Source organism: Prosthecobacter gellanilyticus, assembly GCF_007992435.1.
Taxonomy (GTDB): Bacteria; Verrucomicrobiota; Verrucomicrobiia; order Verrucomicrobiales; family Verrucomicrobiaceae; genus Prosthecobacter; species Prosthecobacter gellanilyticus.
This window is the reverse complement of the sequence record NZ_BKAG01000044.1, coordinates 1-24,215: the sequence shown is the minus strand read 5'-3', so window position 1 is coordinate 24,215 and position 24,215 is coordinate 1. Positions and strand designations below refer to the sequence as shown.

Below are 24,215 nucleotides of genomic sequence, written 5' to 3'. Positions count from 1 at the left end.
GCCGCCCGGCTGCTCTACTCCGCTCTTATGAACCTCCCTGACTGCGTCACCCTCGAAAATGCCTCGGACTATCCCGTCTATGTCATCCGTCATCCAAAGGTGACGGGCAAAGTGGCCGTGAACGGCGCCCACGTCATGGAGTGGCAGCCCACATCCCAGGCCCATCCCGTGCTGTACCTCAGCCCGGATGCCGTGCTGGAGCGGGGCAAGGCCATCCGCGGCGGCATCCCCATCTGCTGGCCCTGGTTCGGCGGTCATCCGGCCGATTCCACGAAGCCTATGCACGGCATTGCCCGCATCCTGGATTGGGAACTCCTGCGCGTGGATGTGAAAGACACCCATGTGGCCATGCTCTTCCAGCTCAAGAGCACGGAGGCAAGCCGCGCCCACTGGCCCTATGACTTCACCTGCCATCTCGGCATCAGCCTGGGGGAGAAACTTGAAGTCTCCCTCATGACCCAGAACACCGGTCGCGAGTCCTTCGTCATCACGGAAGCCCTGCACACCTACCTCAGCGTGGGAGACATCTCCAAGACCGTCGTCCGCGGCCTCACCGGTGCCAAGTTCGTCGATACCGTCGGCGGCCAGCACACGCCGCACGATGGCGAGGAAGCCCCCGTCACCTTTGATCGCGAGGTCGACCGCCAGTATGTCAGCACCGGCGGTGTGGTCATCGAAGACCCCGCCTGGGGCCGCAAGCTCATCGTCGACAAGCTCGGCAGCGGCACTACCGTCGTCTGGAACCCCTGGATCGAGAAATCCAAGCGCCTCGGCGACCTCCCCGACGAAGCCTTCCACGGCTTCCTCTGCGTCGAAGCCGCCAACGCCAACGAGTCCGCTGTCCGCATCTCCCCCGGTGCCGAGCACGTCATCGTCACCACCGTCAGCGTTGGGTGAGTTGGCAGACGGTTTATACCACTAATACTCACTGATGCTGACCAAGCCCTCTGATGCTTGGTCATTAGTGCTCATCAGTGTCTATCAGTGGTATAAAAACCTTTTGCTCACCCCGTCCGCCGATGGTTGGACTCCGCGTGACCTCTTTTCGCCTCCTTCTGTGGGTTCCTCTGCTGGCCTTGCTCCTGGGCTGCCGCCCAGCGTCCCAGACACCTGCCTCCACAGCCACGTCGGCGGCGCGCGGCTGCACCTGGATCGCGGATCGTGAGGGAAAGCCCGGCAAGCTTTTCCTCTGCGGCACCATCCACATCCTGCGGGAGAGCGACTATCCCCTCCCGGCGGGTTATGGCATTGCCTACCGGAACTCATCCAAGCTTGTTCTCGAGCTCCCACCCGGTGCCAGTGAGGCTCCTGAGTTCCAGAGCCGCCTCATGGAACTGGGCCAGTATCCCGCGGGTGAATCCCTCGAGACCAGTGTGAAGCCGGAGCTTTGGAAGCAGTTCGAAGCCTGGGCTCAGCGCCGGAACATGACCCTGTCTCGGCTGCGGAACTTCCGTCCGTGGCTGGCCGCCCTGGTCATCACCAGCACGGAATACGCCGCCCTCGGCGCGAAGGCAGACAAGGGCGCGGACCAGCACTTTGAGGCGATGGCCAAGCGCGATGGCAAACCCGGCGAGGGTCTCGAAACGGTGGAGCTTCAGCTCCAGCTCTTCACCCAGCTCACCCCGGCCATGCAGGAGGAGATGCTGGCCCAGACGCTGGAAGAGGTCAGCACGGTCTCCCAGGAGTTTGAGAAGATGATCTCCGCCTGGAAAAACGGCGAGCTCGCGGCCCTGCATGCCATGCTCACCCGCGAGGCTGAGAAATACCCCGACCTCATGAAGCTCTTCCTCACGGACCGGAACCATGCCTGGATTGATCGCCTAGATGCCATGCTGCAGCGGGGTGAAAACGTCATGCTCCTCGTCGGCGCCGGCCACCTCGGCGGTGACACTGATGGCGTGCTCGCCCTCCTCCGCCAGCGCGGCTGCCGCGTAAGACATGTGACCGAAGCACCCGAGTTGGTGCCTGGAAAGCCCTGATCATCCCTGGAAGAGGGGAGGCGATCCCCAGTTGCAAATTTCCATAGCGTGCGGGAGCGTACTCGAATCACACGCATTTCCCTCGTTTTCTCATGAACATCCTCGTCACCGGCGGCGCCGGCTTCATCGGCTCCCACACAGTTGAACGCCTCCTCGCCACCGAGACCGGGAACGTGACGATCCTGGACAGCTTCAACGACTACTACAACCCGGCCATCAAGCGCGCCAACGTGGCCTCCATGACCGGTCCGCTGACCGTGGCCGAGGGTGACCTCACAGACCCCGCCTTTGTCCGCAGCGTGTTTGAGAAAGGCAAGTTCGACGCCGTGATCCATCTCGCCGCCCGCGCCGGTGTGCGCCCCTCCATCGCCCAGCCCGAGCTCTACATCGACACGAACATCAAGGGCACTTTTAACCTGCTCGAGTCTGCCCGTCTCACGGGTTGCAAGCACTTCGTCTTCGCCAGCAGTTCCTCCGTCTATGGTGTGAACAAAAAAGTCCCCTTCAGCGAGGAAGACCCCATCCTGCAGACCATCAGCCCCTACGCCATGACCAAGATGGCAGGCGAGCAGATGTGCTCGAATTACAGCCATCTCTACGGCATCAAGACGGTCTGCCTGCGCTTCTTCACCGTCTACGGCCCGCGCCAGCGCCCTGACCTCGCCATCTCGAAATTCACCCGCCTCATCGAGGACGGTAAGCCTATCGAAAAGTATGGTGATGGCACCACCGCGCGTGACTACACCTTCGTCAGTGATATCGTGGACGGCATCATCGGCGCGCTGAACTACAGCAGCGGCCCGATTTGCGATATCTTCAACCTCGGTGGCTCGCAGACCGTGACGCTGAATGACCTCATCAACACCATTGAGCTCAGCGTGGGCCGCAAGGCGCAGATCAACCAGCTCCCCGACCAGCCCGGCGATGTGCCCCTGACCTCCGCCGATGTGGCCAAAGCCACCCGCCTGCTGAACTTCAAGCCCACCACGACGATCGCCCAAGGCGTGCCGAAGTATGTCGAATGGTTCCGCACCATGCGGAGGCAGGGCGTGGTCGTGCAGTAATCGTCTCGCCCATCCAAGGAACGAGACAACGTCCAAAGATGGTTACTGAGCCGCGATGATCGTGAAGTCGCGCGGCGTGTTGCGCACCGCGGTCTCATCCGTGACAACAATGGTCGTGCCAGGCGTGATGAGGTCGTAGATCTTCGTGGCAAACTCAGGGTTCGTACGCACTCGCTTGGCAAGATCATCAAAGTCAGCCGAATCCTCCGGATTCTGGGTGGCGACGGTCATCCAGTTGCGAGCCGCACGGAAGGGAGCGAACAAGCTCTTCTTCTTGGCCTCGCCTTCCAGCATGGTGAAGACATGGCCGCCGAGAGGTTCATCACCGTTGATCTCGATCGGACCACGGCCAATAGGAGTGCCGTTGCGATAGACGTAGAGGGTACGGTCCGCACCACTGACGAGGATGGTCACCGGACCTTCCGTGGCGCGCTCAGGACGCCAGTCGTAATCATTGTTAGCCAGAGGACGCAGCATGTCGGCGGTGAAGTCTTTGGGCGCGAGCAGGATGCCAGGCTTCGCGGCGAACTGCGGCTGCGCCTTCACGTCCTTCCCAATGATCACCGTGCCGCCTTTGTCCGTGACCTCGAAGAGCAGTTTGGAGAAATCAAAAGGCAGGCGCACGCAGCCATGGCTGGCGGGATAACCAGGAATCTGACCCGAATGCAGCGCGATGCCCTGCCACGTCAGGCGCTGCATGTTCGGCATGGGCGCGTTGTTATACGTGGAAGAGTAGTGGCGCTGGCGCTTCTCCAAAATGCTGAAGACACCCGCAGGTGTGCCATGACCCTTGGACCCCGTGCTGACCGTGGAGCGGCCGATCAGGACGCCATTCCGATACACATGCACCATCTGCTCCGGGATGGAGACCAGCACTGTCACGGGACCGGAGGGAGACACCATCGGCGCCCACCAGTATTCACCGGGAGACAGCGGGCCGCTGGGCTTGCCCGTGCGGGTGCCCTGGGTATGGGCGGAAGGTTTGCCCATCGTGTCCGCCAGAGCGGCACCGTTCAAAAGCGAAAGGGTGAGCAGGGTGATAAGTGAGCGTTTCATGGGGAGAAGAACGTTTGGAGTGATTGAGCGGCGGAGTCTTGGAGCGACGAAAACTGCGGTCTCTTTGGAAAAACGCAATGCCCACCAAGCTCTTGCGCCTCCGTCTTTGGGCGGATGGAGGTGAGAGGCCGGTTCGCCTTCATTCTACACACAGGACTCAGCAGACCACTTCGCTTGCGCAGGCCGCGTGCATGAGTATCGCCAGAGACATCATGTCCCTCGTCGCCCCCGCCTCCGCTGTTGGTTTTAAAGAATGGTCCTTTGTCTGTGACTCGCTCGTGCAGGGCGTGCAGACGATGATCCTGCGCAAGGGTGGCATTCATGAGGGACGCGGCGGTTTCGAATGGAAGCACAAAGCCTTCTTCCTCTTCCCCACCTGGTTTCACACGCAGGGTGAGAAGCTGCGCTGGGTGCCGGAGAATGCGCAGCGCTCCTTCCCACCAGAAGAAGAGCGCACCAGCGTGGACATCGATGGCTTCGCGACACTGGAGCAGGTGTGGAAGGTCACCGACTGGGCAAAGATGGAAGCTCTCGCACCGCTCCACATCTGGAACGAGGACATCGTGAAGGAGCGCTTTGTCTATGATGACGACAGCTGCCTGAACATCGCGCTGGTCCGCGCATGGAAGCTGCCGCAGCGCTGGAGTTTCCCTTATTCAAAGAGCTACGGTGGCTGCCGCTCCTGGGTGAATCTGCCGGCGGAAGGTCTCGATCTTCTGGCGAACGCGACACCGGCATTGACGGATGAAGCCTGGGCTGAAACGGCCGGCAAACTGCACTCGATCCTTGATGCGGCGTAATTCGCTGATCAGGATGCGCCGGTGAAATTGGTCCAGCTCATCGCCCTCGTTCAGATCTTCCACCTCACGCAGAAAGGGCTGATGTGTGCCGCGATCTATGGCGGTGTCAGCTTGCTGTTTGCCTGGGTCCGCACGGAAAATGTGCTGGCGGCTTTGATCTGGGGAGCGGTCAGCTTCACAGCGGCCTCGATCTACTTCTGGGCTTTGGACAAACTCGATAGCGGCGTGCTCTGGTGGTTACTTTTAGTGATCGGTGGTTTTGTTGTGGCTCTCCTCTAAAGTCCGGATCTGTTCGCGTAGTTCTTACCCATGACCTCCCCTGATCCCGCTCCCGCCTGGTTTCATATCGACAATGAAGCTGAGATCGCCTCGCCGGCGCTGCTGCTGTATCGCGAGCGCATCGAGCATAACCTGAAGTTGATGATTCAAATCGTGGGTGGTGATCCCGCGCGGCTGCGTCCGCATGTGAAGACGCACAAGCTGCTGCAGGTGGTGCAGCGGCAGATCGAGCTGGGCATCACGAAGTTTAAATGCTCCACCATCTCCGAAGTGGAAATGTGCGCCATGGCAGGCGCGGCGGATGTGGTGCTGGCCATGCCCTGCGTGGGTCCGGGCGGGAATCGCCTCGCGGAGCTGGCAAAGAAGTATCCGCAAACGCAGTTCGCAGGCATCGCGGATGACGAGGAGACCATCCGCACGCTGGCTTCGGCCGCGCAGCAGCATAACGTGAATCTCGGTGTGTTTCTGGAGCTCGACTGCGGCATGGCGCGCACGGGCATCGTGCCAGGCGAGGCCGCCGCTTTTTTAGTGCATGTGATCAAGGACACGCCGCGCCTGCTTTTCCGCGGCCTGCATGCCTATGACGGGCACATCCACGATGCCGAGCTTTCAGTTAGGCAGGAGAAGTGTGAGGCTTCCTATGTGCCGATCCTGGCCTTCAAGAAGCGCCTCGAAGGCGAGGGCGTGATCATCCAGGAGTTCCTCGCCGGTGGTTCACCGACCTTCGGCATCCATGCGCAGCACACGGACCGCATCTGCAGCCCGGGCACCACCGTGCTGTGGGATTTTGGTTATGGTGACAAGCTGCCCGATCTGCCTTTCCTTCCCGCCGCCGTGCTGCTGGCGCGGGTGATCAGCAAGCCGGGCACGAACCGCATCACGCTGGACCTCGGGCACAAGTCCGTGGCACCTGAGCAGCCGCATCCGCGAGTGCGTTTTGAAGAGCTTCCTGAGGCCGTGGCCGTGATGCAGAGCGAGGAGCATCTGGTGCTGGAGACGGATCGCGCGCATGAGTTTGTCGTCGGTCAGGCACTGCACGGCATCCCCCGTCATGTCTGCCCCACGGTGTCCATGCACGGCGAGGCGGTGATCGTGGAAGGCGGCAGAGCCACCCAGGTCTGGCCGATCACCGCAAGGAACCGTAAGATCACCGTGTGACCCACGTTTCAGGGGTTCACCCATGAACGACTTCACGCGCCGTCGCGCCCTCAAGACCCTTTTCTGCTCCAGCGCCGCCCTGGCGTTGAATCTTCAATCCCGTCGCGTCCAGGCGGAGATCGCCAAGGACGGCGTTCACTTCCTGGCCATCGGTGACTTCGGCACCGGCGGCACGGACCAGGTCACCGTGGCCAAGGCCATGCAGGCCTTTGCCGCGAAGAACGAGCTGAAGCCCGAGGCGCTCTTCATGATCGGCGACAACTTCTACGGCCCCGCCGAGAAGAAGCCCAAGGCGAAGGGCGAGGAGAAGAAAAAGGACAAAGACAAGAAGGAGAAAGAGCCGGAGCCCGTGCCCTTCACAGTCGAGACCAAGCGCTGGAAGACCGAAATTGAGGACCTCTATCCTGAAAGCAACTTTCCTGGCCCGATGTATGCCGTGCTGGGAAATCACGACTACCACGACAACAAGGGCGGCGAAAAGACTCAGCTCGCGTATTCACAGCTTCCCGGCAAACGCTGGAAGATGCCCGCGAAGTGGTATCGCCAGGACTTCGGCGGCCTGCTGACGCTCATCTGCCTGGACACCAACCTCTATGAGGTCAGCGGCAAGCCAGCCGTGCCAGTGCCGAAGAAGGACAAGGATGGCAAGATCATCCCGCCGAAGGGACCGGTCACACCCCCGAAGCCACGTGCCTCTTTGAATGCGGAAGAGGAGAAAGCGCAGCTCGAGTGGCTGAAAGCCGAGCTCGCGAAACCACGCGCTCCCTTCACCCTCGTGATGGGACATCACCCGCTTTACTCCAACGGTGATCATGGTGACACCAAGGTGCTGATCGAGCAGTGGGAGCCGCTGTTCCAGGAGCACAAGGTTCACGCCTACATCTGCGGCCATGACCACGACCTCCAGCATCTGGAAATGGAGGGCAAGTTCACCTCCCACATCCTTTCCGGTGGTGGTGGGGCGAAGACCCGCGTGCTCGAGCATCCAGAGCGCAAGATGCCCTATGGCCGGGACATCCACGGCTTCACCCACATCACGGTGAAACCAGACGCGCTCATCTTTGCGCATCACGCCGTGGACGGCAGCCTTGTGCATCAGTTCACCAAGCGTCTCGATGGCAAGATCGAGGTGCTTTCCGTGCCGCAGCCTGCTTCATCACCGGCCCCCGGCGCTGATCCAAAGGACGCGAAGATTTAACCGCTTCGCGATCTCCGGCCCGCGCTCAGGTCCCAGCACCATGAGCGCGGTGGCATAGCCATCCGCCAGCGCGCAAGAGTCGTGCAGCACCGTCACGGAGACGAGATCATGCTCCACCGGCTTCAGCGTGCGCGGATCGATGAGATGGCTCTTCTTGCCATGGTCTTTGTTATGCCGGTAAGTGCCACTGGTGGCCATGCATTGGTTCATGAGAGGCAGCGTTTGCATGGCATCACCCTGCGCAGCCTTCGGAGTCTGCACACCCACCTGCCAGGGCTTTCCATCCGCCGCATGACCGATGGCCACCACCTCACCACCGACCTCGAGAAGGAAATCGGAAAGGCCCCGTTGCTTCAGTAGCCTAACCAATTCATCCATCACAAAACCCTCCGTCACACTGGCCACATTGATGCGCAGTTGCGGCACATCTTTCTTCAGCGCTGGGGGATCAAGACGTGACTTCAGATGCTCCCAGCCAGTCACCGGGGTTTCCAATGACTCCCCCTGCAGCTTCGGCGCAAACCCAAACGCCTCGATCACCGGCGCGAGCGTGATATCAAGTACCCCCTCCGTGTCCTTCGCGATGCGCCGCGCAAGCTCGACAGTTTGCACCAGCTCCACCGGCACCGCCTGCCAGTCTGTGGAGGCCGAAGCATTGAAGGCACTCAGCGCCGAGTCCCTCCGCCAATGCGAGAGCACCGCCTCACGCTGATCGAGATGAGATTGAATCAACTGCCGGATGGAGTCATCAGCCCCCTCAGCCCGCAAACTCCACGTGGTGCCCATGGTGGGGCCGGAGAGGAGCTTGGGAGCTTCATCCAGATGGCATCCGCTCAAGCATGCCAGCACCAGCGCTGCCATCGCCATGCGGGTCCACGACAAGCACCGGATCGTCTCCATCGAAGTCTAACTAGGATTTAGATTGGCAATGAGCAGAAGAACCATCGCGATGAGAACTCCAATCAAAGCCCACTCCCAGGCGACGGCCACGATGCCAAGAGCAGCAGCCGCTCCCGAGAGACGAATGTGTCTCTTTTGCGACCATGAGAAGGCACCCGCTCCAAGCGCCACCACACCCAGCGCCGTGTAGACCATCTCATAAGGGTGCAAAGGAAGGAAGCGCTTGTCAGAAGGCGGTGCAGCAGGCGGGCGCACTTTCTTCTCGACCCACCTCTTGGCGGCCTCCGAGGCCAGTTGGGTCCATGAAGGGTTCTGATCAGCGGCCGCAACGGGCTTGTCGTAGATCACGTTGTTGCGAAACGCTGCCAGACCCACGGCGATCATTCCGATGAAAAAAGCAATGAGAGCGAGATGTCGAAACATGTGTGCCTCGAACGATAGTCTGTGTCAGCGAGACATTGCAACCAGTTCGTGGTGCGGGGCCTGGCTTCATCAGTCGAAACAAGCACCCGGATTCATCTGAGCCGGAGTGTACCAGACAATGCCATGCTTTTGCAAAAGCTCACTCTGCGCTGTTCTCCAGATGCTGTGACACAATCCCATCTGGTAACGTCCACGCGCAGTTTCGAGTTCACAACCTACTCGTTCCAGCGTTTCGCGAATGGTCGCACCCACCACGGGGTCGCTCTCGATCGGGTCACAGAGGAAGTGCTCATCGCGCTGCGAATCAGAGGCTTCCAAGATCTTCTCCCTTAGCTCCACAGGAAGTTTCGCCAGCCTCGTGATAAAGCGAACCTTGTGACCATCAAGGACGCGCTGGGCCAGTTCCGGAGATGTCTGGATCAGTTCCTTCGCCTCCATCACAGCCAGACCGGTGGCTTGACGAACAGCCATCACTGTTTCCGCATCAGGTTGGAGGGCACTCATGGGATCAACAAAAAACGAGCGTCAGCCTGCATGGCCGACGCTCGTCAAAGTTACCTGACTACGGGCCTCAAACCGTCACGCAATGCACGCGCACAATGCCGGGGACTTTCTCCAGCTCGGCCAGCACTTCTGGGGAAGGGCAGGAGTCGAGCGTGAGCAAGGTCAGGGCGGTGCCGCCTTCCTTGTTACGGCTCAGGGACATGTCAGCGATGTTCACCTGGTTCTTGCCGAGGATGCTGCTGTAGGCGGCGATCATGCCCGGGCGGTCCTGGTTCTCGATGAGCAGCAGGGTGCCTTCCGGACGGGTCTCGATGTGGCGCTCATTCACCTTCACGATGCGCGGCTCACCGGCGAAGAAGGTGCCGGCGATGCTGGCGGTCTCGCTGCCATTGCTGGCCTGGACTTCGATCAGGTCGGTGAAGAGATTCGCTTCAGGCAGGCGGCTTTCCGTGAAGCGCAGGCCCAGGTTTTCAGCCACGCCGTTGGCGTTGATATAGTTTACCTGCTCCGCACCCACGGCGCGCTCGAGGAAGCCCTTGAGCACGGCACGGGAGATGAGCGTGGTGTCACCACTGCCCACCTTGCCGCTGTAGTTGATGCTGACGACGTTCGAGCGGGCAGGAGCGATCTGGGAGACCAGACGGCCCAGCAGCTCACCGAACTTCAGGAAAGGTCCGATCTCGTTCAGCACCTTCGGATCCACATTCGGCATGTTCACCGCGTTCACGACCGTGCCAAGGAGGAGGTGAGCCTTGATCACTTCCGCGATCTCGATGCCGACGTTCTCCTGAGCTTCTTCCGTGCTGGCACCGAGGTGCGGGGTGAAGACCGTGTTCGGGGCCTTCAGCAGCGGGTAGTCAGCCGGTGGCGGCTCGGTTTCAAAGACGTCCAGTGCAGCACCGGAGATGGTGCCGTCCGTCAAAGCCTGCGCAAGTGCGGCGTCATCGATGAGACCGCCACGGGCGCAGTTGATGATGCGGCAGCTCTTCTTCAGGCTGGCCAGACGCTTCGCATTGATCATGTGCTTCGTCTCAGGCGTCAGCGGCATGTGCATGGTGATGTAGTCCGCCTGCACGATCGCTGCGTCGAGGTCCTCACAAAGCGTCACGCCGAGGCTGTCAGCGCGGTTCTTGGAAAGGTAAGGGTCATAGGCCACCACGCTCATGCCAAAGGCCTTCGCGCGCTTGGCGAACTCGGCGCCGATGCGGCCCATGCCGAGCACCACCAGCGTCTTGCCATACACTTCCGTGCCCTGGAAGCTCTTGCGGTCCCACTTGCCGCTCACGATCGTCGCGTGCGCCTGGGGGGTCTTGCGACTCAGCGCCATCATGAGGGTGAAGGCCTGCTCCGCCGTGGAGATGGTATTGCCGCCGGGGGTGTTCATCACCACCACGCCGCGCTTGGAGGCCACCGGCACGTCGATGTTGTCCACGCCCACACCGGCACGGCCGATGACTTTCAGGTTCGTGGCGGCGTCAAAGACCTTCGCGGTCACCTTGGCGCCGGAGCGCACGATGATGGCGTGCACGTCGCGGGAGGCCTCGATCATCGCAGCCTCTTCCTTGAGGTTCATGTTCACCACGACGTCAAAGGAGGACTCCGCCTGGAGGAGTTCGATGCCTTTGCTCGAGATAGGGTCGTTGTTACCGGCGATGAGGATTTTAAACTTCTGGGCCATAAAAGGGGCGCGCAGGCTAGGTCATGTTTTAAAAGTGGCAAGGGCGGCCTTGCCCGGTAAAAGGTGCATTCAGACCGTCTTTTTTCGAAAAAATGCCCCGCATCCTCGCCATCGACCACGGAACCGTGCGCATCGGACTCGCCCTGAGTGACGAGATGGAGCTCGTCGCCAGCCCGCTGAAGACCGTGGATGCCCAGCACGAGGCGGTGCGGGAAATCACCCGCATCGTCCGGGAAAAGCACATCACCAAGATCGTCATCGGCATGCCCTTTCACATGAGCGGCCAGCGCGGCGAGGCCGCCGAGCGCGTGGAAAAGTTCGGCACCACCCTCAGCAAGGCCCTCGATCACGGCGTCCCCATCGAGTACGTGGACGAGCGCCTCTCCTCCGTGGAGGCAGAGGCCTCCCTCTCCCGCTCCGGCATCACCGGCAAAAAGGAGCGTGACCAGGTTATCGACCAGCTCGCCGCCGTGGTGATCCTGCAGGACTATCTGAACAACCAGCGCGGTCCCGAGGGCTATCTGCTCCCGGACGCCGCCTACGACTTCCAGTGGACCGATGAGCCGAAGCGACGCCGAAAGTAGGCTCGGCCTCCACCATGCCGTGGCCCCGGGTTTCAAGCGCCTGCGCCTCACCGTGGCCTACTGCGGCACCCCCTGGCGCGGCTGGCAGAGCCAGACCGGCGGCGGTGGCGTGCAAAACGAGCTCAATACCGCGATCCGCCGCGCCGTGGGGGTCCAAGCGCTCGTCCAGGGCAGCGGTCGCACAGATGCCGGCGTGCACGCCCTCGGCCAAGTGGCCCATTGCGATGTCCCGGAGACCGTCCGCATGAGCGCTGAGGCCTGGTGCAATGCCCTCAATGCCTGCCTGCCCCTCAGCATCCGCATCACTGAGGCCACCGTGGCCGAGCCCACCTTCCACTGCCGCTTTGATGCCATCGGCAAGGTCTACCGCTACCGCATCTGGCGCCCGCGCCTCCTTTCCCCGTTTGAGGCCGACCGCGCCTGGCACATCCACGGCCCCCTGGATATCGAGGCCCTGCGCGCTGGCCTCCAGCACCTCGTCGGCACCCATAATTTCGTCCGCCTCTCCGCCAACCGTGGTGACCTCCCCGAAACCCAGCGCCGGGCACTTCCAGAGAAAACCACCCGCACCATCCACCGCGCCGAGCTCCGGGACCTTGGCGATGTTCTGGAGCTTGAGTTCGAGGGCGATGGCTTCCTCTACAAAATGGTCCGCATGATCGTCGGCACCCTCATGCACATCTCCCGTGGCCGCGCCAACCCCGACTGGCTCACCGACCTCCTGGAGAACCCCCATGGCCTCCAGAGCAACCAAACCGCCCCCTCCTGCGGCCTCTACCTCGTCAGCGTCAAGTATCCCGAAAACGCCTCCACGTAGGCGAGCGTGTCGAAGGCCGCTCGTCCTTCACGAGCTTCCCACCCTAGACCATGCACCCCTCGCTGTCCTTCGCCTGCGAGAGGTCGACCAGCCTCGCCTCATCAGGCGAGGCGAGACACGGTCATCCTACGTCCGATCATCACGGCTCCATGTAAAAGAGTCCCGTCTGGAAATTGCCCTTCAGGAATCCAGCGACCTTCCGCTGCTTCTGCAAGATCACCCCGCCAAAGTTCCCCGTGGTCAGGGTGGCCGCGTGCTTGTAGCTGCCGGAGATCAGCACTTTGCTTGGAGTGTAGGAGTAGGTCCAAGTTTCCCCGGTAAACTGGGAACTCAGCTTGTCCTGATTGGTCCAGCTCACCAGTCGCAGGTTTCCAGGGATGTAAGGCAGGTCGCTGCCAAAGAACTTGGCGATGGCTGAGGTGACGTTGGGCTTGAGCTGAAGGTCCTGCCCTATCTGGGGGGTGGCTCCTGCTGCGACCGGGACAAACTTGCTGCCCAGGATCCGGCGGTTCAGATGGAAGCCCGAAGGATAGTAAGTGTTCTTCGAATCCGCCGGTTTGCGCCAGCTCACCCGGCCATCAAGATCACTCGTGTCCGCGATGTCACGGAACTGCATCTCCCCGGCGAAGAACCCGGTGCCGATCGGCATGTAAAAGCTGATCTCCGGCTGACCACCCGCCGCCACGTTGGTCACCGGGATGGCCAGCGAGCAGGTGGTGTTGTCCGGCAGGGTCATGGCCAGGATGGCATCCCCCGTTTTGCTGACCGTCAGCGTGCCGTAGCCCGCGCCTTGTGGCTCCAGCGTGCTGCCATTGTTCACCCCTGGCACGGCGATGGAGTAGGTCCCCACCAGCGCCTGGGCATTCCAGTTGTAGTCCTCCAGCAGGATGGCCGTCTCCGTCGTCACCCCATCCGTCACGGTGCCGATCAGGCGCCACTCAGATTCAGCCCCATTCCGGCTGTGGTATCTCAGCATGTAGCTCAGGGAGGACGCATTTTTTCGCGTCACCGTGCCAGTCGCGATGCCCGTGTCACCCGCATCAAAGGCGCCCGTCACGGGATGCGCCACACCCTCCCAGGTGACCTTGCCGGAGAAGGACCTGTTGCCCGTCACCTTCACGTTCATGGCACCGTTCACCACCAGCGTCTCGCCATGGCCATGCTGCAGCAGGCCGCTCGCGCTCATCGCATAGCTCACACCAGGCCCGGTCGGGATGAAGGGGTTCATGGTCTGAATCGCCCAGTCATCTGGAGGCAGTGTCAGAGAGGGCACCGCTGCGTTCACACGCGAGTTGGTGACCAGCGTGTACAGACCCTTGGCACCATTATTGCCGCGCACGCTCACGTAGTAGGTGCCCGGGTCCAGGGTGCGGCTGATGAGGAAGTTCTTCCCGACCCCGTCATTGTTGGAGAGCATCAGGTTTCCACCGCCATCATAGAGCTCGCCGTAGGTGTCCGTGCCGCCTGTGGTCACGATGGTGAAAGCCGACTGCTGGGCCAGCGTGAAGCAGAACATGTCCTGGTCTCCCGCCACCTCGATCTTGCCGTTCGTGCTGCTGCCCGGTGAGATCACCGTGGCCCGGTCAAAGCGGTTCCCATGGTCGTCATCCTGGGTCACCGCAGCCACAAACAAAGCGTCAAATTCTGCACCATCGGAGCCCCAGGGGCAGTCGTCATACTGCTGGAACTTGATCTTGAAGCTGCTGTTGTAGGTCAGACCGGCCAGGGTTGCCGCGGCATCCAGATCCACGATGCGGATCGTGGCATTGCCGTCGGTGTTCAGCAGATGGTCCACCGTGTACCAGGTGATGCCGTCCGCGCTGATGCTCACGCCGTCACCATTGTAGTGGCCGGTGTAGCTTTCCGGCATCGGGTGCGGCTCTTCATTGCTCTGCCGGTAGCTGAAGCTCATCATCACACCGGTTTTACCAGCCAGATTCACGTTCAGGATGGCCTCATTCAGAGAGTGCAGGCTGCCCGTCACCTTGTCATCCATGCGCAGAGCGCCTGCCACAATGGAGATCCGGCCTTCGTCACTGGAGTAGAAGCCCCAGCCCTCCGCCGCAGTCGGCAGCGTCGTCTTGCTGAAGGCCTGGAGATAAGCCTTGCCGGACTCAAAGCTCACCGCAGGAGCCGTGCTGGCCCCCAGGGTCAAAGACACCCCGATCGTGTGGCTGCCTGCCGAGGCACCCGTCACGGTGATGGCGCCATAGTGCACCCCAGGGGAGAGGGAGCGTGCGTCAAAGCTGACCCCGATCGTGTCAGTCTCCGCCATGGCGGTGCCCTTCGTGACTGCTGGCTTGATCCAGGTCTGGTCGGCGCTGATCACATAGTTCAGCGTGCCTGCGCCGGTGTTGCTGATCTGGAAGGAAGGCCCGCCAGGAGAACCACCGGCGATCCCTGTGCCCAGCAGCAAGGACGTGGAGACCTGCAGTTTCGGTGCTTTGAAGTCGAGCACGATCTTGTCCACAAAGCCACAGTCCAGACCACGGGACTGGCTGCCGTCCTTGATGTACTGCCAGCAGATGTTGTGAGTGCCAGATCCGGCATTGTAGGTGAACTGCTTCCAGCTCGGATCCTGCCCGCTGATGCTGGTCACCTCCGTCGCTCCGTCAAAGAAGGCCAGCCGGTCATAGCCAGCCTCACAGTCCGTGCGCCAGTAAAAGGAGACTGCGCATGGGCCCGTCACCGTGGCCAGGGACAGGATGCTGACGCCATTGTCAGCCACGCCCGTGCCGCTGCGCGCGCAGTCTGTTTTGTCGAAGGCATCCGCCGCCTGGCCAAACCATGCCGCACTGGGATTTGTGGGCATGGTAAAGCTGTTCCAGCTCGTGTTCGTGCCATAGTCCACGGCCGTATGCAGAGGCACGCTCGCTCCCGGCAGCACGGTCAGATTGATGTCAAAGTACTCCGACACACCATTGGCCTTCACCGTCACTCGTGCCGAGTTCAGACCCGCCTTCAGCTTCGCCACATCGATCGTCACCGTGATCGGGTCCGGCTCTCCAGAAGTGCTGCCGGAGTCGGCTGAAACCGTCGCCCAGGACTTGGAGCTGCTCACCGTGTAGTCCAGGGTGCCATCGCCTTCGTTCAGCACGTTGAAAGAGAAGGGCACCGGGTTCTGCCCCAGGGGGGTGACCAGGTCCACGCGGTTCTGGGAGAGTGTCAGCCTGGCGGTGTTTTGCACATACCTGATCTCGTCCACCCAGCCTGCGTCAGCACCTGAGGAGGTCGAGCCGTCCTTCTTGTACCGCCAGGTCAGCTTCTGCGAACCTGCGGGGATGGCCACCGTCATCTGCGCCCAGTCCTGGTTGCCGCTGATCTCGTGCTTCGGTGTGGTTCCGATCTCGAACTTCAGTTTGTCGGTCGCTTCAGAGTCCACCTTCCACCAGTAGGTCAGCTCGCCCGGCCCCTGCACGGTCAGGCTGAAAGCTGTGTCCAGATTATCCTTCACAGGTGCGCTGCGGGCCGCATCCACACTGTCATGCGCCATCGCTGTCTGGCCAAACCAGGGCGCGCTGCCGGACGAGCTCACCGCGTCCACCACATCGATCGCCTGCGCCAGCGGCACTGTGTTGCCAGTCACCGTCAGTCGCACTTCTAGTTCGGCGGGAGCTGCCCCCGGAGCCGTCACAAAGACGCGGCCCGTGTACACCCCGGAGACCAGGGTCGTCGTGGTGAAGCCCAGGAAAATGGTGTCCGTCTCGCCATTGTTCGCGCTTCCAGAGGTCGGGTTCACGTGCAGCCAGGAGGCATTGTCAGAGATGCTGTAGTTCAGCGGCTTCACACCCACGTTTTGCAGCGTGAAGGAGTAGAAGTCCGGGCTGGAGGAGGGGCTGGTGGTGAAGGTGAGCAGCTGGGAGGACAGCCGGATCACAGGCGCATCAGAGCGCAGGCCTTCATGCACCAGGGAGAAGTTCTGCCGTCCGTTCACGTCATTGAGCGTGCCCTTGTGGTTCACCGTCACAGTGTAGGTGCCTGAGGTGGGAGCCTCGATGTACACCTGCTCCACGTTGTCGCGCACGTTGTCGCCCCTCGTCGCTGCCGTGCCAGGATTGGCCGGATCCAAGATGTAGGGCATCGTGGTGCCGCCGGGTCCGGTCACGCGCAGATCCAGGTCGTTCACCAGCTTGGCCGTGGTGGTGTTCAGGCCCAGCTCGGCCGTCCCGGCAGGATCTGTCCAGCAGATCGTCACGCGGATCGGGCCGATGCCGTTCCAGGCGAAGCTGTAGCTCTTGGAGGGCTCGGTGGTGGTCAGCGCATCCTCCATCATGTGGTTGTTGATGGGAGATCCCTTGTGGGCACGGATGACGTCCGCAGCTCTCTTCGTGTTCATCATCCCCCAACCAAAAGTGTAATCAGGGCCCGCTGCGCCCATGTCATCCGCGCTGTGCAGGATCAGCGCCTTCAGCGTGCTCGCGCGCATCGCCACGCCGCTGAAATTGTCCGCATACAGCTCCTGCAGCAGGATGGCGGAGCCGCAGGCGCCTGGTGTCGCCATGCTCGTTCCATTCATGGAGGTCTGCATGTTGTCGCCTGCGGAGGAGGCGGACAGCACATTCACACCCACCGCCACGATGTCCGGCTTGATGCGCCCGTCATCCGTGGGACCCCACCCGGAGAACTGGGCGATCGATGATGCCGCCAGCGACCGGTTGCCGGCGGAGTCCAGCGCATCCGTCACCGCACCTACCGTGATCACGTTCTTGCTGCCGCTGAAGGAGGGGATGGTGTCATACCCACCCTTTTGAAAGTCTGAACCCGGGTGAGTGGCAGGATTGTAAACCTGGGCGTTGTTCTGAAAAATGACCCCCCCCGTGGTCGCATGAAAACGCTGAAAGGTGCCTCCCGTGTTGGGTGCGGTGTTGTTGCGGTCATTGCCCGCCGAGAAGAACGGCTGGTAGTAGGGAGAGTTGAGACACAGGCTGTCGATCAGCACCGACTTGGCTTCATATCGGCCGAACTTGCGGTCTTCCAGCTCCAGCCAGTTGCCCCAGTACTGGTTCCCCACCCAGCCGCAGTTCGCCCCGTAGGAGTGGTTGGAAACCAGCACCTTCGCTCCCAGTGCCGCCGTGGTCTGCGCCTCCGCCGTCATCTCCGCCAAGTCATTGTTGAAGTCATAGGAAAGCACGCCCGCAGATGGTGCCATGCCCTGCAGACCCGGGTAAAAATCACTGGCGATCATCGTGCCCGCCACGTGCGTGGAGTGGTCGCTCAGGGTGATCGTGCCCTCCTTCTGCGTCACCCGGCCTTTCAGGCTCGCATGAGTGGCGCGTGCCGAGCCGCCATCCCATTCACCGATGTTGAACCGACCCGTGCCATTGCTGCCATTGACTGAGTAGGGAGACGTGTTTCGCACCAGGTCTGTCTGCAGGCTCTTCGCCAGCTGCACATTGTTCGTCGTGTAGTAGACCGGCGTGCCGTCGGCATCCAGGCTCATGATCTCGCTCACACCACCGCCGGGGAGTTCAGTCCGGACCGGCATCCCCGCTTCCTTGGCCCAGTTCACTGCTCGGCGCTTCTCAGCCATCGCCTTGTTGCTCAGATACTCCACCATCCGCGCACGCACCTGATCCTCCGGCAGATCCGGGTGATACCAGTTCCCTGAAGCCAGCGCCTTCTCAGGATTGAAGTCCTCCATCCGGATCATGCGCTGCCCCTGCGCCGAGCCCGCACCTGCGGCCAAGGCAGCCGAGCTTCCCGCTGCAGGCGGCATGGAAATCGTGGGAGTCGCCACCACCTGAGAGGTCGCCGCACCACCACCTGCCCCCACGGGACCATTCACACCCGCAGACGGCACCTGGGCCTGGCCTGCCGGAGTCGCTGGCATCTGGCTCCCCTGAGCACCTGCGGCCCCAGGAGCGACACCCGCCACCTTCCCAGCCTTATGCGCTGTTGCACCCGCCTTAACCCCTTCATCGCCAGCATCCGGCGCAGCGGCAAACCATGAGTAAGTGAGCAGAGAGGCGCCGGAGAGCACCAGCAGAGGCAGATAAAGTTTCTTCATGAAAGGCAGAATGGTCACAGCATCTACCGAACCGCCCCCATTTGTTTACAAAACAATTCATTTAAATTCTCAAAGCACCTGGCTCCACCCACCCGCCCCAACCTGAACCAGCCTTGATTGACCTTGATCGATCGAGTCCCCTGGAGCGCGAGTGTGTCTCCTCGCAGCCCACCCTGGACCAACCTTGATTTGCCTAGAGCCCACGACCCCGCCACCACCCTCCGCCCGCCCAACCCCGAGCAGGTCGGATCCACTCGGATTGCCTCCGAAAGGTTTCCCGCCCCTCAAACCACGGTAAACAACCGTCAACGGCTCCTACCTCCTCCTCTCCAAATCTCCTGTGAAAAAAACGCACTCATAGCCCCGCACTCTCCCCCATCCCGCTCCTTCCTCCAAGTGACCCAAGCGTCCCCTTTGGACACCGCAAAACTTCCCCCCTCCAGCCGCCTCCTGAATCAGGAATCATAAATCCAAATTCAGGAATCCCTTGTCCCCTCCCCGCGTTTTCCTCATCTTCCTCCCATGATCCCCATCGACCTCAGCGGCAAAGTCGCCCTCATCACCGGAGCCTCCCAGGGCATTGGCGCCCAGATCGCCCGCACCTTTCACCAAGCCGGAGCCACCGTGATCATCAATCACCCCGGCTTCCCGAACACCCTGGTGGATGCCGACACCCTCGCCGCCGAGCTCAATGTCCTGCGCACCGACAGCGCCCGCGTCATCGCCGCCGATGTCTCAAACGCTGAGCAAGTCCACGCCATGATGACGGAAGTGCAGGCCGCCTGCGGCGGGCTCGACTACCTCGTGAACAACGCCGCCATCATCAAGGACCGCACCATCGCCAAGATGAGCCTCGAGGAGTGGGATGCCGTCATCGACGTCAACCTCTCCGGCGTCTTCTACGGCTGCAAATACGCACTCGAGATCATGCGTGACCACGGCGCCATCGTCAGCTTCGGCAGCATCGCCGCCATCCAGGGCTTCTTTGGCCAAGCCAATTATGCTTCAGCGAAAGCTGGCGTGCAGGCCATGATGCGCGTCCTCAGCCGCGAAGCCGCCCGCAAAGGCATCCGTGCCAATGCCATCGCCCCCGGCGTCATCGATACCAGCATGGCCGCCACCATCCCCGAAGCCGTGCGCGCCGAGATGATCAAAAACGTCCCGTTGGCCCGCTTCGGCACCACCGAGGAAGTCGCCCACGTCGTCCTCTTCCTCTGCTCCCCTCTCGCCAGCTACGTCACCGGCCAGACCCTCGAAATCAACGGCGGCTGGAGAGGGTAAACATATGAGCGAGCCTGCCCGTCACATCATCAATCCTTGGCTCAAATCCCTCATTGTTGGTATTGCGATTGAGGCGGCATGCTTTGGCCTCATGCAGTTCGACAAAGGGGGGCCTTGCGGCCCGGGGACAACGCTCGGGGTCGTCTTGCTTCTTCTCCAAATGCCAGCCTATTTCGTGATGTCTCCACTAGCGAGTCTAGAACTGCCCGACTGGCTCGTTCTTCCCATGTTTTTTGTCATCGCATCAGCCATTTGGATGCTCTTCGTTCGCGGGATCATGTCTCTCTGGCCTCGTTGAATCTTGAACCGCTGATAAGAGCTAATATCCCAAACCATCAGCGTCCTATTAGCGGTTAATAAAAGCCCTCTTGAAGAGACCACAACCCACGTCCTTCCCGTCTTCGGATCGGAACCATAAGTGCCAATCAGTGTCCATCAGTGGTTAGCCGATCTTCCCGCCTCTCCCCCGGACACCTCTCCAGCTTCTCCCTGAGCCTAACCAACTCCTCTTCCATCTCCCCGATCCGCTTCTCCAGCCCGGCACGATACTTCTCCGGGTTCCGCTGCTGCAGCCGCTCAAAGAGATTGAAGACCAGCAGCAGCCTCCACACCCGGCTCTGCAAAGTCCGCAGCCGGTACGCCCGCAGCAGCTGACCCGCGCGCAGAAAGCGCAGCATCGTCAGCACCCGCAGGAAGGCCACCAGCGGCAGCAAAATGATCACCAGGTTCACCCAGTTCCTCACGCAGTAGTCCAGCTTCTGCGGCGTCGCGGAGATCATCCATAAAAACTCCGCCGTGAAGCCGATCCAGATCAGGCTCGTGGTCAGATGCACCGCCAGCGCCAAACGGGGCCGCGTCTCCAGCGCCCCACCCGCGCCAAACTCCACGCCCAACACCGGCAGCACGAGAAGGGTCAGCACCAGCATCGGCAGCGCCAGCTTGTGCTCCAGCTTCAGCGTCGTCACCGGCCCCGCCGGCCGCCAGCCATGCCCCGGCAGCCACAGCCAGCCATCCCGCGTGCTCGTTGCCGTCGTCATGCGCAGCGGCGGCAGCAGGAGGATCAGAAAAAACCTCCGCCACCGTGCCCGCCATCCGTCCGTGGCCATTCGCAGCCCCACCAAAGCCTCCATCCCAATCACCCCCCACAGCCCGACCAGCGTGACCCCATACCAGGGGTGCATCCGCAGCGCCTCCCGGAAGCTCTCCCCAGTATCTCCATGCGGCAAAATCACCCCCAGCACCGCCAGAAACCCCAGCGCCACCGTCGCCATCACCCCATGCCGCAGCCCCCCGCAAGCAGGCGGCGAAGCAGAAAGCACATCAGAAGAAGCCATCGGAAAAGCGCCCCCAATTCTCGAAACACTTCCCCAAAAAAGAAAGCCCGAACTTCCTCCGCCTCAGCGCCCCGCAACTCCTCCCCCTCTGAGCTCTGTGCTCCTCCGTGCCCTCTGTGATGAACCCAAAGGCATCCCCCGCTCACCCCATTCCGCGCAAGATGCACAGGATTGCCCCAACCCCTCCGGAATCCTGAAATCCTGAGATCTTGTTAATCCTGTCTAAAAACCCCCTCGCACCACCCCGGATCCCGCCACCCCCAGGATTCACAGGATTGGAGAACCCCCAACCCTCGTTAATCCTGTCCAAAAACTCCCCGCTCTACCCAAGATCCCTCCGAGTTTGCAAAAACCCCAATTTCCCCCATCTTGCCTGCCCTTTTATGCCCGAACTCGAAAAGACCTACACACCAGCCGAGGTCGAAGCCCGCTGGTATCAGCGCTGGCTCGACGACAAATGTTTTGAAGCCGACCCCTCCCGCGTCAGCGAGAAGCGTCCGGCCTACTCCATCGTCATCCCGCCGCCGAACGTCACGGGCGTCCTGCACATGGGTCATGTGCTGAACAACACCATCCAGGACATCCTCTCCCGCCGCGCCCGCATGCAGGGAAAGGAAGTGCTCTGGCTCCCCGGCACCGACCACGCCGGCATCGCCACGCAGAACGTCGTCGAGAAGACCCTCAAGAAGCAGGGTGTCATCAAGCATCGCGATGACCTCGGCCGTGAGAAGCTCGTGGAGAAGATCTGGGAGTGGAAGGACAAGCACGGCGACATCATCATCGACCAGCTCAAAAAGCTCGGCGCCTCCTGTGACTGGAGCCGCCAGCGCTTCACCTTCGACGACGACTACAACGCCTGCGTCATGCGCGTGTTCGTGGACCTGTATAAGAAGGGCCTCATCTACCGCGGCAGGCGCATGGTGAACTGGTGCCCCTCCTCTCTCACCGCCTTGAGCGATGAAGAAGTGATCCCCACGCCGCAGAAAGGCTTCATGTACCACTTCAAGGTGCAGGTCGTCGAAGAGCCAGACACCTGGCTCGAGATCGCCACCACCCGTCCCGAGACCATCCCGGGCGATACCGCCGTGGCCGTGAACCCGAAGGACGAGCGCTACGCCCACCTCATCGGCAAACACATTAAGCGTCCGCTGCCTCTGGAAAACCAGGCCCCCATCCCGATCGTCGGCGATGACCATGTCGATTTCGAATTCGGCACCGGCGTGCTAAAAGTCACCCCGGCGCATGACAAAGCCGACTTTGAAATCGGCCAGCGTCACAACCTCGAGATCATCGACGTCCTCCACCCGAACGCCATCCTCAATGAGCTCGCGGGCAAGGACCTCGCCGGCCTCGAGCGCTTCGAAGGCCGCAAGAAAGCCGTCGAGCTGCTCACCGAGCTCGGCGTCATGGTGAAGGAAGAGCCGCATCAAAACAATGTTGGTTATTCCGAGCGTGCCGGCGTGCCCATCGAGCCTCGCCTGAGCGAGCAGTGGTTCCTCAAGTATCCCAGCATCAAAGAATCCCAGGACGTTGTCGCCAAGGGCGAGATGAAATTCTACCCCGACCGCTGGGCCAAGGTCTACGACCACTGGCTCACCGGCATCCAGGACTGGTGCATCAGCCGCCAAGTCTGGTGGGGTCATCGCATCCCCGTGTGGTATCGCGGTGAGGAAACCTACTGCGGCACCAGCGCGCCGGAAGGCGAAGGCTGGACACAAGACCCAGACGTGCTCGACACCTGGTTCTCCTCCTGGCTCTGGCCCTTCGCCACCATGGGCTGGACCGGAGACAAGGAGAAAGACTCCGCCAATCCAACACTCAAAGCCTTTTACCCGACCACCGATCTGGTGACCGGTCCTGACATCATCTTCTTCTGGGTCGCGCGCATGATCATGGCCGGCTTCGAGTGGATGAGCGAGCTGCCCTTCAAAAACGTCTACTACACCGGCATCATCCGCGACAAGCAGGGCCGCAAGATGTCCAAGTCTCTTGGCAACTCACCGGATCCGCTGGACCTCATCACCAAGTACAGTGCGGATGCCCTCCGCTTCGGCATCATGCGCAGCGCCCCGCTGGGCCAGGACATCCGTTACGACGAGCAAAACGTCGAGCTCGGTCGTAACTTCTGCACCAAGCTCTGGAACGCCGCGCGGTTCAGGCAGATGCAAAGTAGCACGGGTTTTCAACCCGTGTCTCCGGATGGACGAGTTGAAAACTCGTCCTACATCACCGAAGCCGAGATCAGCCCCACCCTCCTCAGCAGTGACGACAAGTGGATCCTCCTCCGCCTCAACACCGCCATCGCCGAGGTCAGCGCCGCTCTTGAAGAGTATCGTTTCAGCGATGCCACCGCCACGCTCTACCGCTTCTTCTGGAGCGAGTACTGCGACTGGTACATCGAGGCCTCCAAAGCCGTCCTCCAGGGCAGTGATGAGAAGCGCAAGGCCAACACGCTCGCCGTCATCGACTTCGTACTCAGCCACACCCTGCGTCTCTTCCATCCCTTCCTGCCCTTCATCACCGAAGAGCTCTGGCATGGCATGGGCTTCAATGCCGACCTCCCGGAAAACCAGGGCGGCAAGAGCATCATGTTCGCCCCCTGGCCGAAGCCGCTGGATGCGGACGAGCTCGCCCACTTCGGCATCCTGCCGGAAGACGAGGCCACCGCGAACCAAAAGTATGAAACGGTCAATCTCGGCCGCGGCCTGAAGAGCACCTTCAACATCAACAAGAAGGTCCGCTTCGTCCTCAAGCCGAACCAGGAACTGCCTGGCCACGAGATCGAGGTCATCCGCATCCTCCTGAATGCCGAGCCTCTCGATGTCGATGCCTCCTTCGCACCGACCAAAGGCACCCCCAGTGCCCTCACCCCGCTCGGCACCGTCTTCCTTCCGCTCGATGGCCTCATCGACGTCGAAGCTGAGCGCGCCCGCGTCGGCAAAGACCTCGCCAAAGCCGAGTCCGAGCTCGAGAAAGTCACCGCCAAGCTCGCCGACGAAAACTTCACCTCCAAGGTCCCGCAAAAAGTGCTCGACGAGCATCAGCAGCGCCTGACCGACTGGCAGGAGAAGTCTGCCAAGCTCAAGGAGATGCTCGCCGCCCTCAGCGCCTAACCAACGTTCGCGACTTCACGCCCAGCGCCGAAGTCGCGAA

General features: G+C 61.4%; 19 protein-coding genes. 12 read left to right on the top strand and 7 right to left on the bottom strand.

Annotated elements, in window-relative coordinates:
• Positions 1-27 precede the first annotated feature (27 nt).
• The 3 genes from BGE01nite_RS22365 (at position 28) to BGE01nite_RS22355 (ending at position 3,043) form a co-directional block, all read left to right on the top strand.
• Positions 28-897, top strand: coding sequence for a D-hexose-6-phosphate mutarotase (locus BGE01nite_RS22365; protein WP_170266981.1), 870 nt, complete (start codon positions 28-30; stop codon positions 895-897).
• Positions 898-1,034: 137 nt separating this feature from the next.
• Positions 1,035-1,979 (top strand): TraB/GumN family protein, encoded by a 945-nt coding sequence (locus BGE01nite_RS22360; RefSeq protein WP_170266980.1) that lies wholly within the window; start codon positions 1,035-1,037, stop codon positions 1,977-1,979.
• A 92-nt stretch (positions 1,980-2,071) separates the two neighbouring features.
• Positions 2,072-3,043, top strand: coding sequence for a GDP-mannose 4,6-dehydratase (locus BGE01nite_RS22355; RefSeq protein ID WP_146853875.1), 972 nt, complete (start codon positions 2,072-2,074; stop codon positions 3,041-3,043).
• A gap of 42 nt (positions 3,044-3,085) precedes the next feature.
• Here BGE01nite_RS22355 and BGE01nite_RS22350 read toward each other — a convergent pair whose 3' ends face one another.
• Positions 3,086-4,099, bottom strand: coding sequence for a L,D-transpeptidase (locus tag BGE01nite_RS22350; protein WP_146853873.1), 1,014 nt, complete (start codon positions 4,097-4,099; stop codon positions 3,086-3,088).
• Between the two features lie 212 nt (positions 4,100-4,311).
• Between BGE01nite_RS22350 and BGE01nite_RS22345 the strand changes: the two genes are divergently transcribed.
• The 4 genes from BGE01nite_RS22345 to BGE01nite_RS22330 are packed head-to-tail and all read left to right on the top strand — an operon-like array spanning position 4,312 to position 7,534.
• Complete coding sequence (locus tag BGE01nite_RS22345; RefSeq protein ID WP_170266979.1) at positions 4,312-4,899, top strand: DUF1802 family protein; 588 nt, start codon at positions 4,312-4,314, stop codon at positions 4,897-4,899.
• Between the two features lie 21 nt (positions 4,900-4,920).
• Positions 4,921-5,178, top strand: coding sequence for a hypothetical protein (locus BGE01nite_RS22340; RefSeq protein WP_146853869.1), 258 nt, complete (start codon positions 4,921-4,923; stop codon positions 5,176-5,178).
• 30 nt (positions 5,179-5,208) lie between these two features.
• Positions 5,209-6,336, top strand: a complete 1,128-nt coding sequence (locus BGE01nite_RS22335; RefSeq protein WP_146853867.1) for a D-TA family PLP-dependent enzyme — start codon at positions 5,209-5,211, stop codon at positions 6,334-6,336.
• Between the two features lie 22 nt (positions 6,337-6,358).
• Positions 6,359-7,534, top strand: coding sequence for a metallophosphoesterase (locus BGE01nite_RS22330; RefSeq protein WP_146853865.1), 1,176 nt, complete (start codon positions 6,359-6,361; stop codon positions 7,532-7,534).
• Here the strand turns inward: BGE01nite_RS22330 and BGE01nite_RS22325 are convergent.
• The 4 genes from BGE01nite_RS22325 to serA all read right to left on the bottom strand — a co-directional run bounded on the left by BGE01nite_RS22325 (position 7,493) and on the right by serA (position 11,039).
• On the bottom strand, positions 7,493-8,416 hold the full coding sequence (locus tag BGE01nite_RS22325) for an FAD:protein FMN transferase (RefSeq protein ID WP_170266978.1): 924 nt from the start codon (positions 8,414-8,416) through the stop codon (positions 7,493-7,495). The genes BGE01nite_RS22330 and BGE01nite_RS22325 overlap by 42 nt on opposite strands.
• 24 nt (positions 8,417-8,440) lie before the next feature.
• Positions 8,441-8,857, bottom strand: coding sequence for a hypothetical protein (locus tag BGE01nite_RS22320; RefSeq protein WP_146853862.1), 417 nt, complete (start codon positions 8,855-8,857; stop codon positions 8,441-8,443).
• Positions 8,858-8,926: 69 nt separating this feature from the next.
• Complete coding sequence (locus tag BGE01nite_RS22315) at positions 8,927-9,361, bottom strand: hypothetical protein (RefSeq protein WP_146853860.1); 435 nt, start codon at positions 9,359-9,361, stop codon at positions 8,927-8,929.
• Between the two features lie 67 nt (positions 9,362-9,428).
• On the bottom strand, positions 9,429-11,039 hold the full coding sequence (gene serA, locus BGE01nite_RS22310) for a phosphoglycerate dehydrogenase (protein ID WP_146853858.1): 1,611 nt from the start codon (positions 11,037-11,039) through the stop codon (positions 9,429-9,431).
• Between the two features lie 92 nt (positions 11,040-11,131).
• Here serA and ruvX point away from each other — a divergent pair, with 92 nt between their 5' ends.
• Complete coding sequence (gene ruvX, locus BGE01nite_RS22305; protein ID WP_146853856.1) at positions 11,132-11,623, top strand: Holliday junction resolvase RuvX; 492 nt, start codon at positions 11,132-11,134, stop codon at positions 11,621-11,623.
• On the top strand, positions 11,598-12,440 hold the full coding sequence (gene truA, locus BGE01nite_RS22300; RefSeq protein WP_146853854.1) for a tRNA pseudouridine(38-40) synthase TruA: 843 nt from the start codon (positions 11,598-11,600) through the stop codon (positions 12,438-12,440). Before ruvX ends, truA begins: the two co-directional genes overlap by 26 nt.
• A gap of 139 nt (positions 12,441-12,579) precedes the next feature.
• On the opposite strand, the gene BGE01nite_RS22295 is transcribed toward truA, so the two are convergent.
• Positions 12,580-18,447 carry a S8 family serine peptidase gene (locus tag BGE01nite_RS22295; RefSeq protein ID WP_146853852.1) on the bottom strand — a complete coding sequence of 1,956 codons (5,868 nt, stop codon included), beginning with the start codon at positions 18,445-18,447 and terminating at the stop codon, positions 12,580-12,582.
• A gap of 522 nt (positions 18,448-18,969) precedes the next feature.
• Between BGE01nite_RS22295 and BGE01nite_RS22290 the strand changes: the two genes are divergently transcribed.
• Positions 18,970-19,728 (top strand): SDR family oxidoreductase, encoded by a 759-nt coding sequence (locus tag BGE01nite_RS22290; RefSeq protein WP_146853850.1) that lies wholly within the window; start codon positions 18,970-18,972, stop codon positions 19,726-19,728.
• A 4-nt stretch (positions 19,729-19,732) separates the two neighbouring features.
• Positions 19,733-20,026, top strand: a complete 294-nt coding sequence (locus tag BGE01nite_RS22285; RefSeq protein ID WP_146853848.1) for a hypothetical protein — start codon at positions 19,733-19,735, stop codon at positions 20,024-20,026.
• 127 nt (positions 20,027-20,153) lie between these two features.
• Here BGE01nite_RS22285 and BGE01nite_RS22280 read toward each other — a convergent pair whose 3' ends face one another.
• Positions 20,154-21,062 carry a potassium channel protein - like protein gene (locus tag BGE01nite_RS22280; RefSeq protein ID WP_146853846.1) on the bottom strand — a complete coding sequence of 303 codons (909 nt, stop codon included), beginning with the start codon at positions 21,060-21,062 and terminating at the stop codon, positions 20,154-20,156.
• 383 nt (positions 21,063-21,445) lie between these two features.
• Between BGE01nite_RS22280 and BGE01nite_RS22275 the strand changes: the two genes are divergently transcribed.
• Positions 21,446-24,175: a valine--tRNA ligase gene (locus BGE01nite_RS22275; protein ID WP_146853844.1), complete on the top strand. Its 2,730-nt coding sequence runs from the start codon at positions 21,446-21,448 to the stop codon at positions 24,173-24,175.
• Positions 24,176-24,215: the final 40 nt, after the last annotated feature.

Bases quoted from the DNA above. Each gene is read 5' to 3' on its own strand.
- BGE01nite_RS22365 (WP_170266981.1), top strand. From the start codon at position 28: ATGAACCTCCCTGACTGCGTCACCCTCGAAAATGCCTCGGACTATCCC.
- BGE01nite_RS22355 (WP_146853875.1), top strand. From the start codon at position 2,072: ATGAACATCCTCGTCACCGGCGGCGCCGGCTTCATCGGCTCCCACACA.
- BGE01nite_RS22350 (WP_146853873.1), bottom strand. From the start codon at position 4,099: ATGAAACGCTCACTTATCACCCTGCTCACCCTTTCGCTTTTGAACGGT.
- BGE01nite_RS22345 (WP_170266979.1), top strand. From the start codon at position 4,312: ATGTCCCTCGTCGCCCCCGCCTCCGCTGTTGGTTTTAAAGAATGGTCC.
- BGE01nite_RS22335 (WP_146853867.1), top strand. From the start codon at position 5,209: ATGACCTCCCCTGATCCCGCTCCCGCCTGGTTTCATATCGACAATGAA.
- BGE01nite_RS22330 (WP_146853865.1), top strand. From the start codon at position 6,359: ATGAACGACTTCACGCGCCGTCGCGCCCTCAAGACCCTTTTCTGCTCC.
- BGE01nite_RS22320 (WP_146853862.1), bottom strand. From the start codon at position 8,857: ATGTTTCGACATCTCGCTCTCATTGCTTTTTTCATCGGAATGATCGCC.
- BGE01nite_RS22315 (WP_146853860.1), bottom strand. From the start codon at position 9,361: ATGAGTGCCCTCCAACCTGATGCGGAAACAGTGATGGCTGTTCGTCAA.
- serA (WP_146853858.1), bottom strand. From the start codon at position 11,039: ATGGCCCAGAAGTTTAAAATCCTCATCGCCGGTAACAACGACCCTATC.
- ruvX (WP_146853856.1), top strand. From the start codon at position 11,132: ATGCCCCGCATCCTCGCCATCGACCACGGAACCGTGCGCATCGGACTC.
- truA (WP_146853854.1), top strand. From the start codon at position 11,598: ATGAGCCGAAGCGACGCCGAAAGTAGGCTCGGCCTCCACCATGCCGTG.
- BGE01nite_RS22295 (WP_146853852.1), bottom strand. From the start codon at position 18,447: ATGAAGAAACTTTATCTGCCTCTGCTGGTGCTCTCCGGCGCCTCTCTG.
- BGE01nite_RS22290 (WP_146853850.1), top strand. From the start codon at position 18,970: ATGATCCCCATCGACCTCAGCGGCAAAGTCGCCCTCATCACCGGAGCC.
- BGE01nite_RS22285 (WP_146853848.1), top strand. From the start codon at position 19,733: ATGAGCGAGCCTGCCCGTCACATCATCAATCCTTGGCTCAAATCCCTC.
- BGE01nite_RS22280 (WP_146853846.1), bottom strand. From the start codon at position 21,062: ATGGCTTCTTCTGATGTGCTTTCTGCTTCGCCGCCTGCTTGCGGGGGG.
- BGE01nite_RS22275 (WP_146853844.1), top strand. From the start codon at position 21,446: ATGCCCGAACTCGAAAAGACCTACACACCAGCCGAGGTCGAAGCCCGC.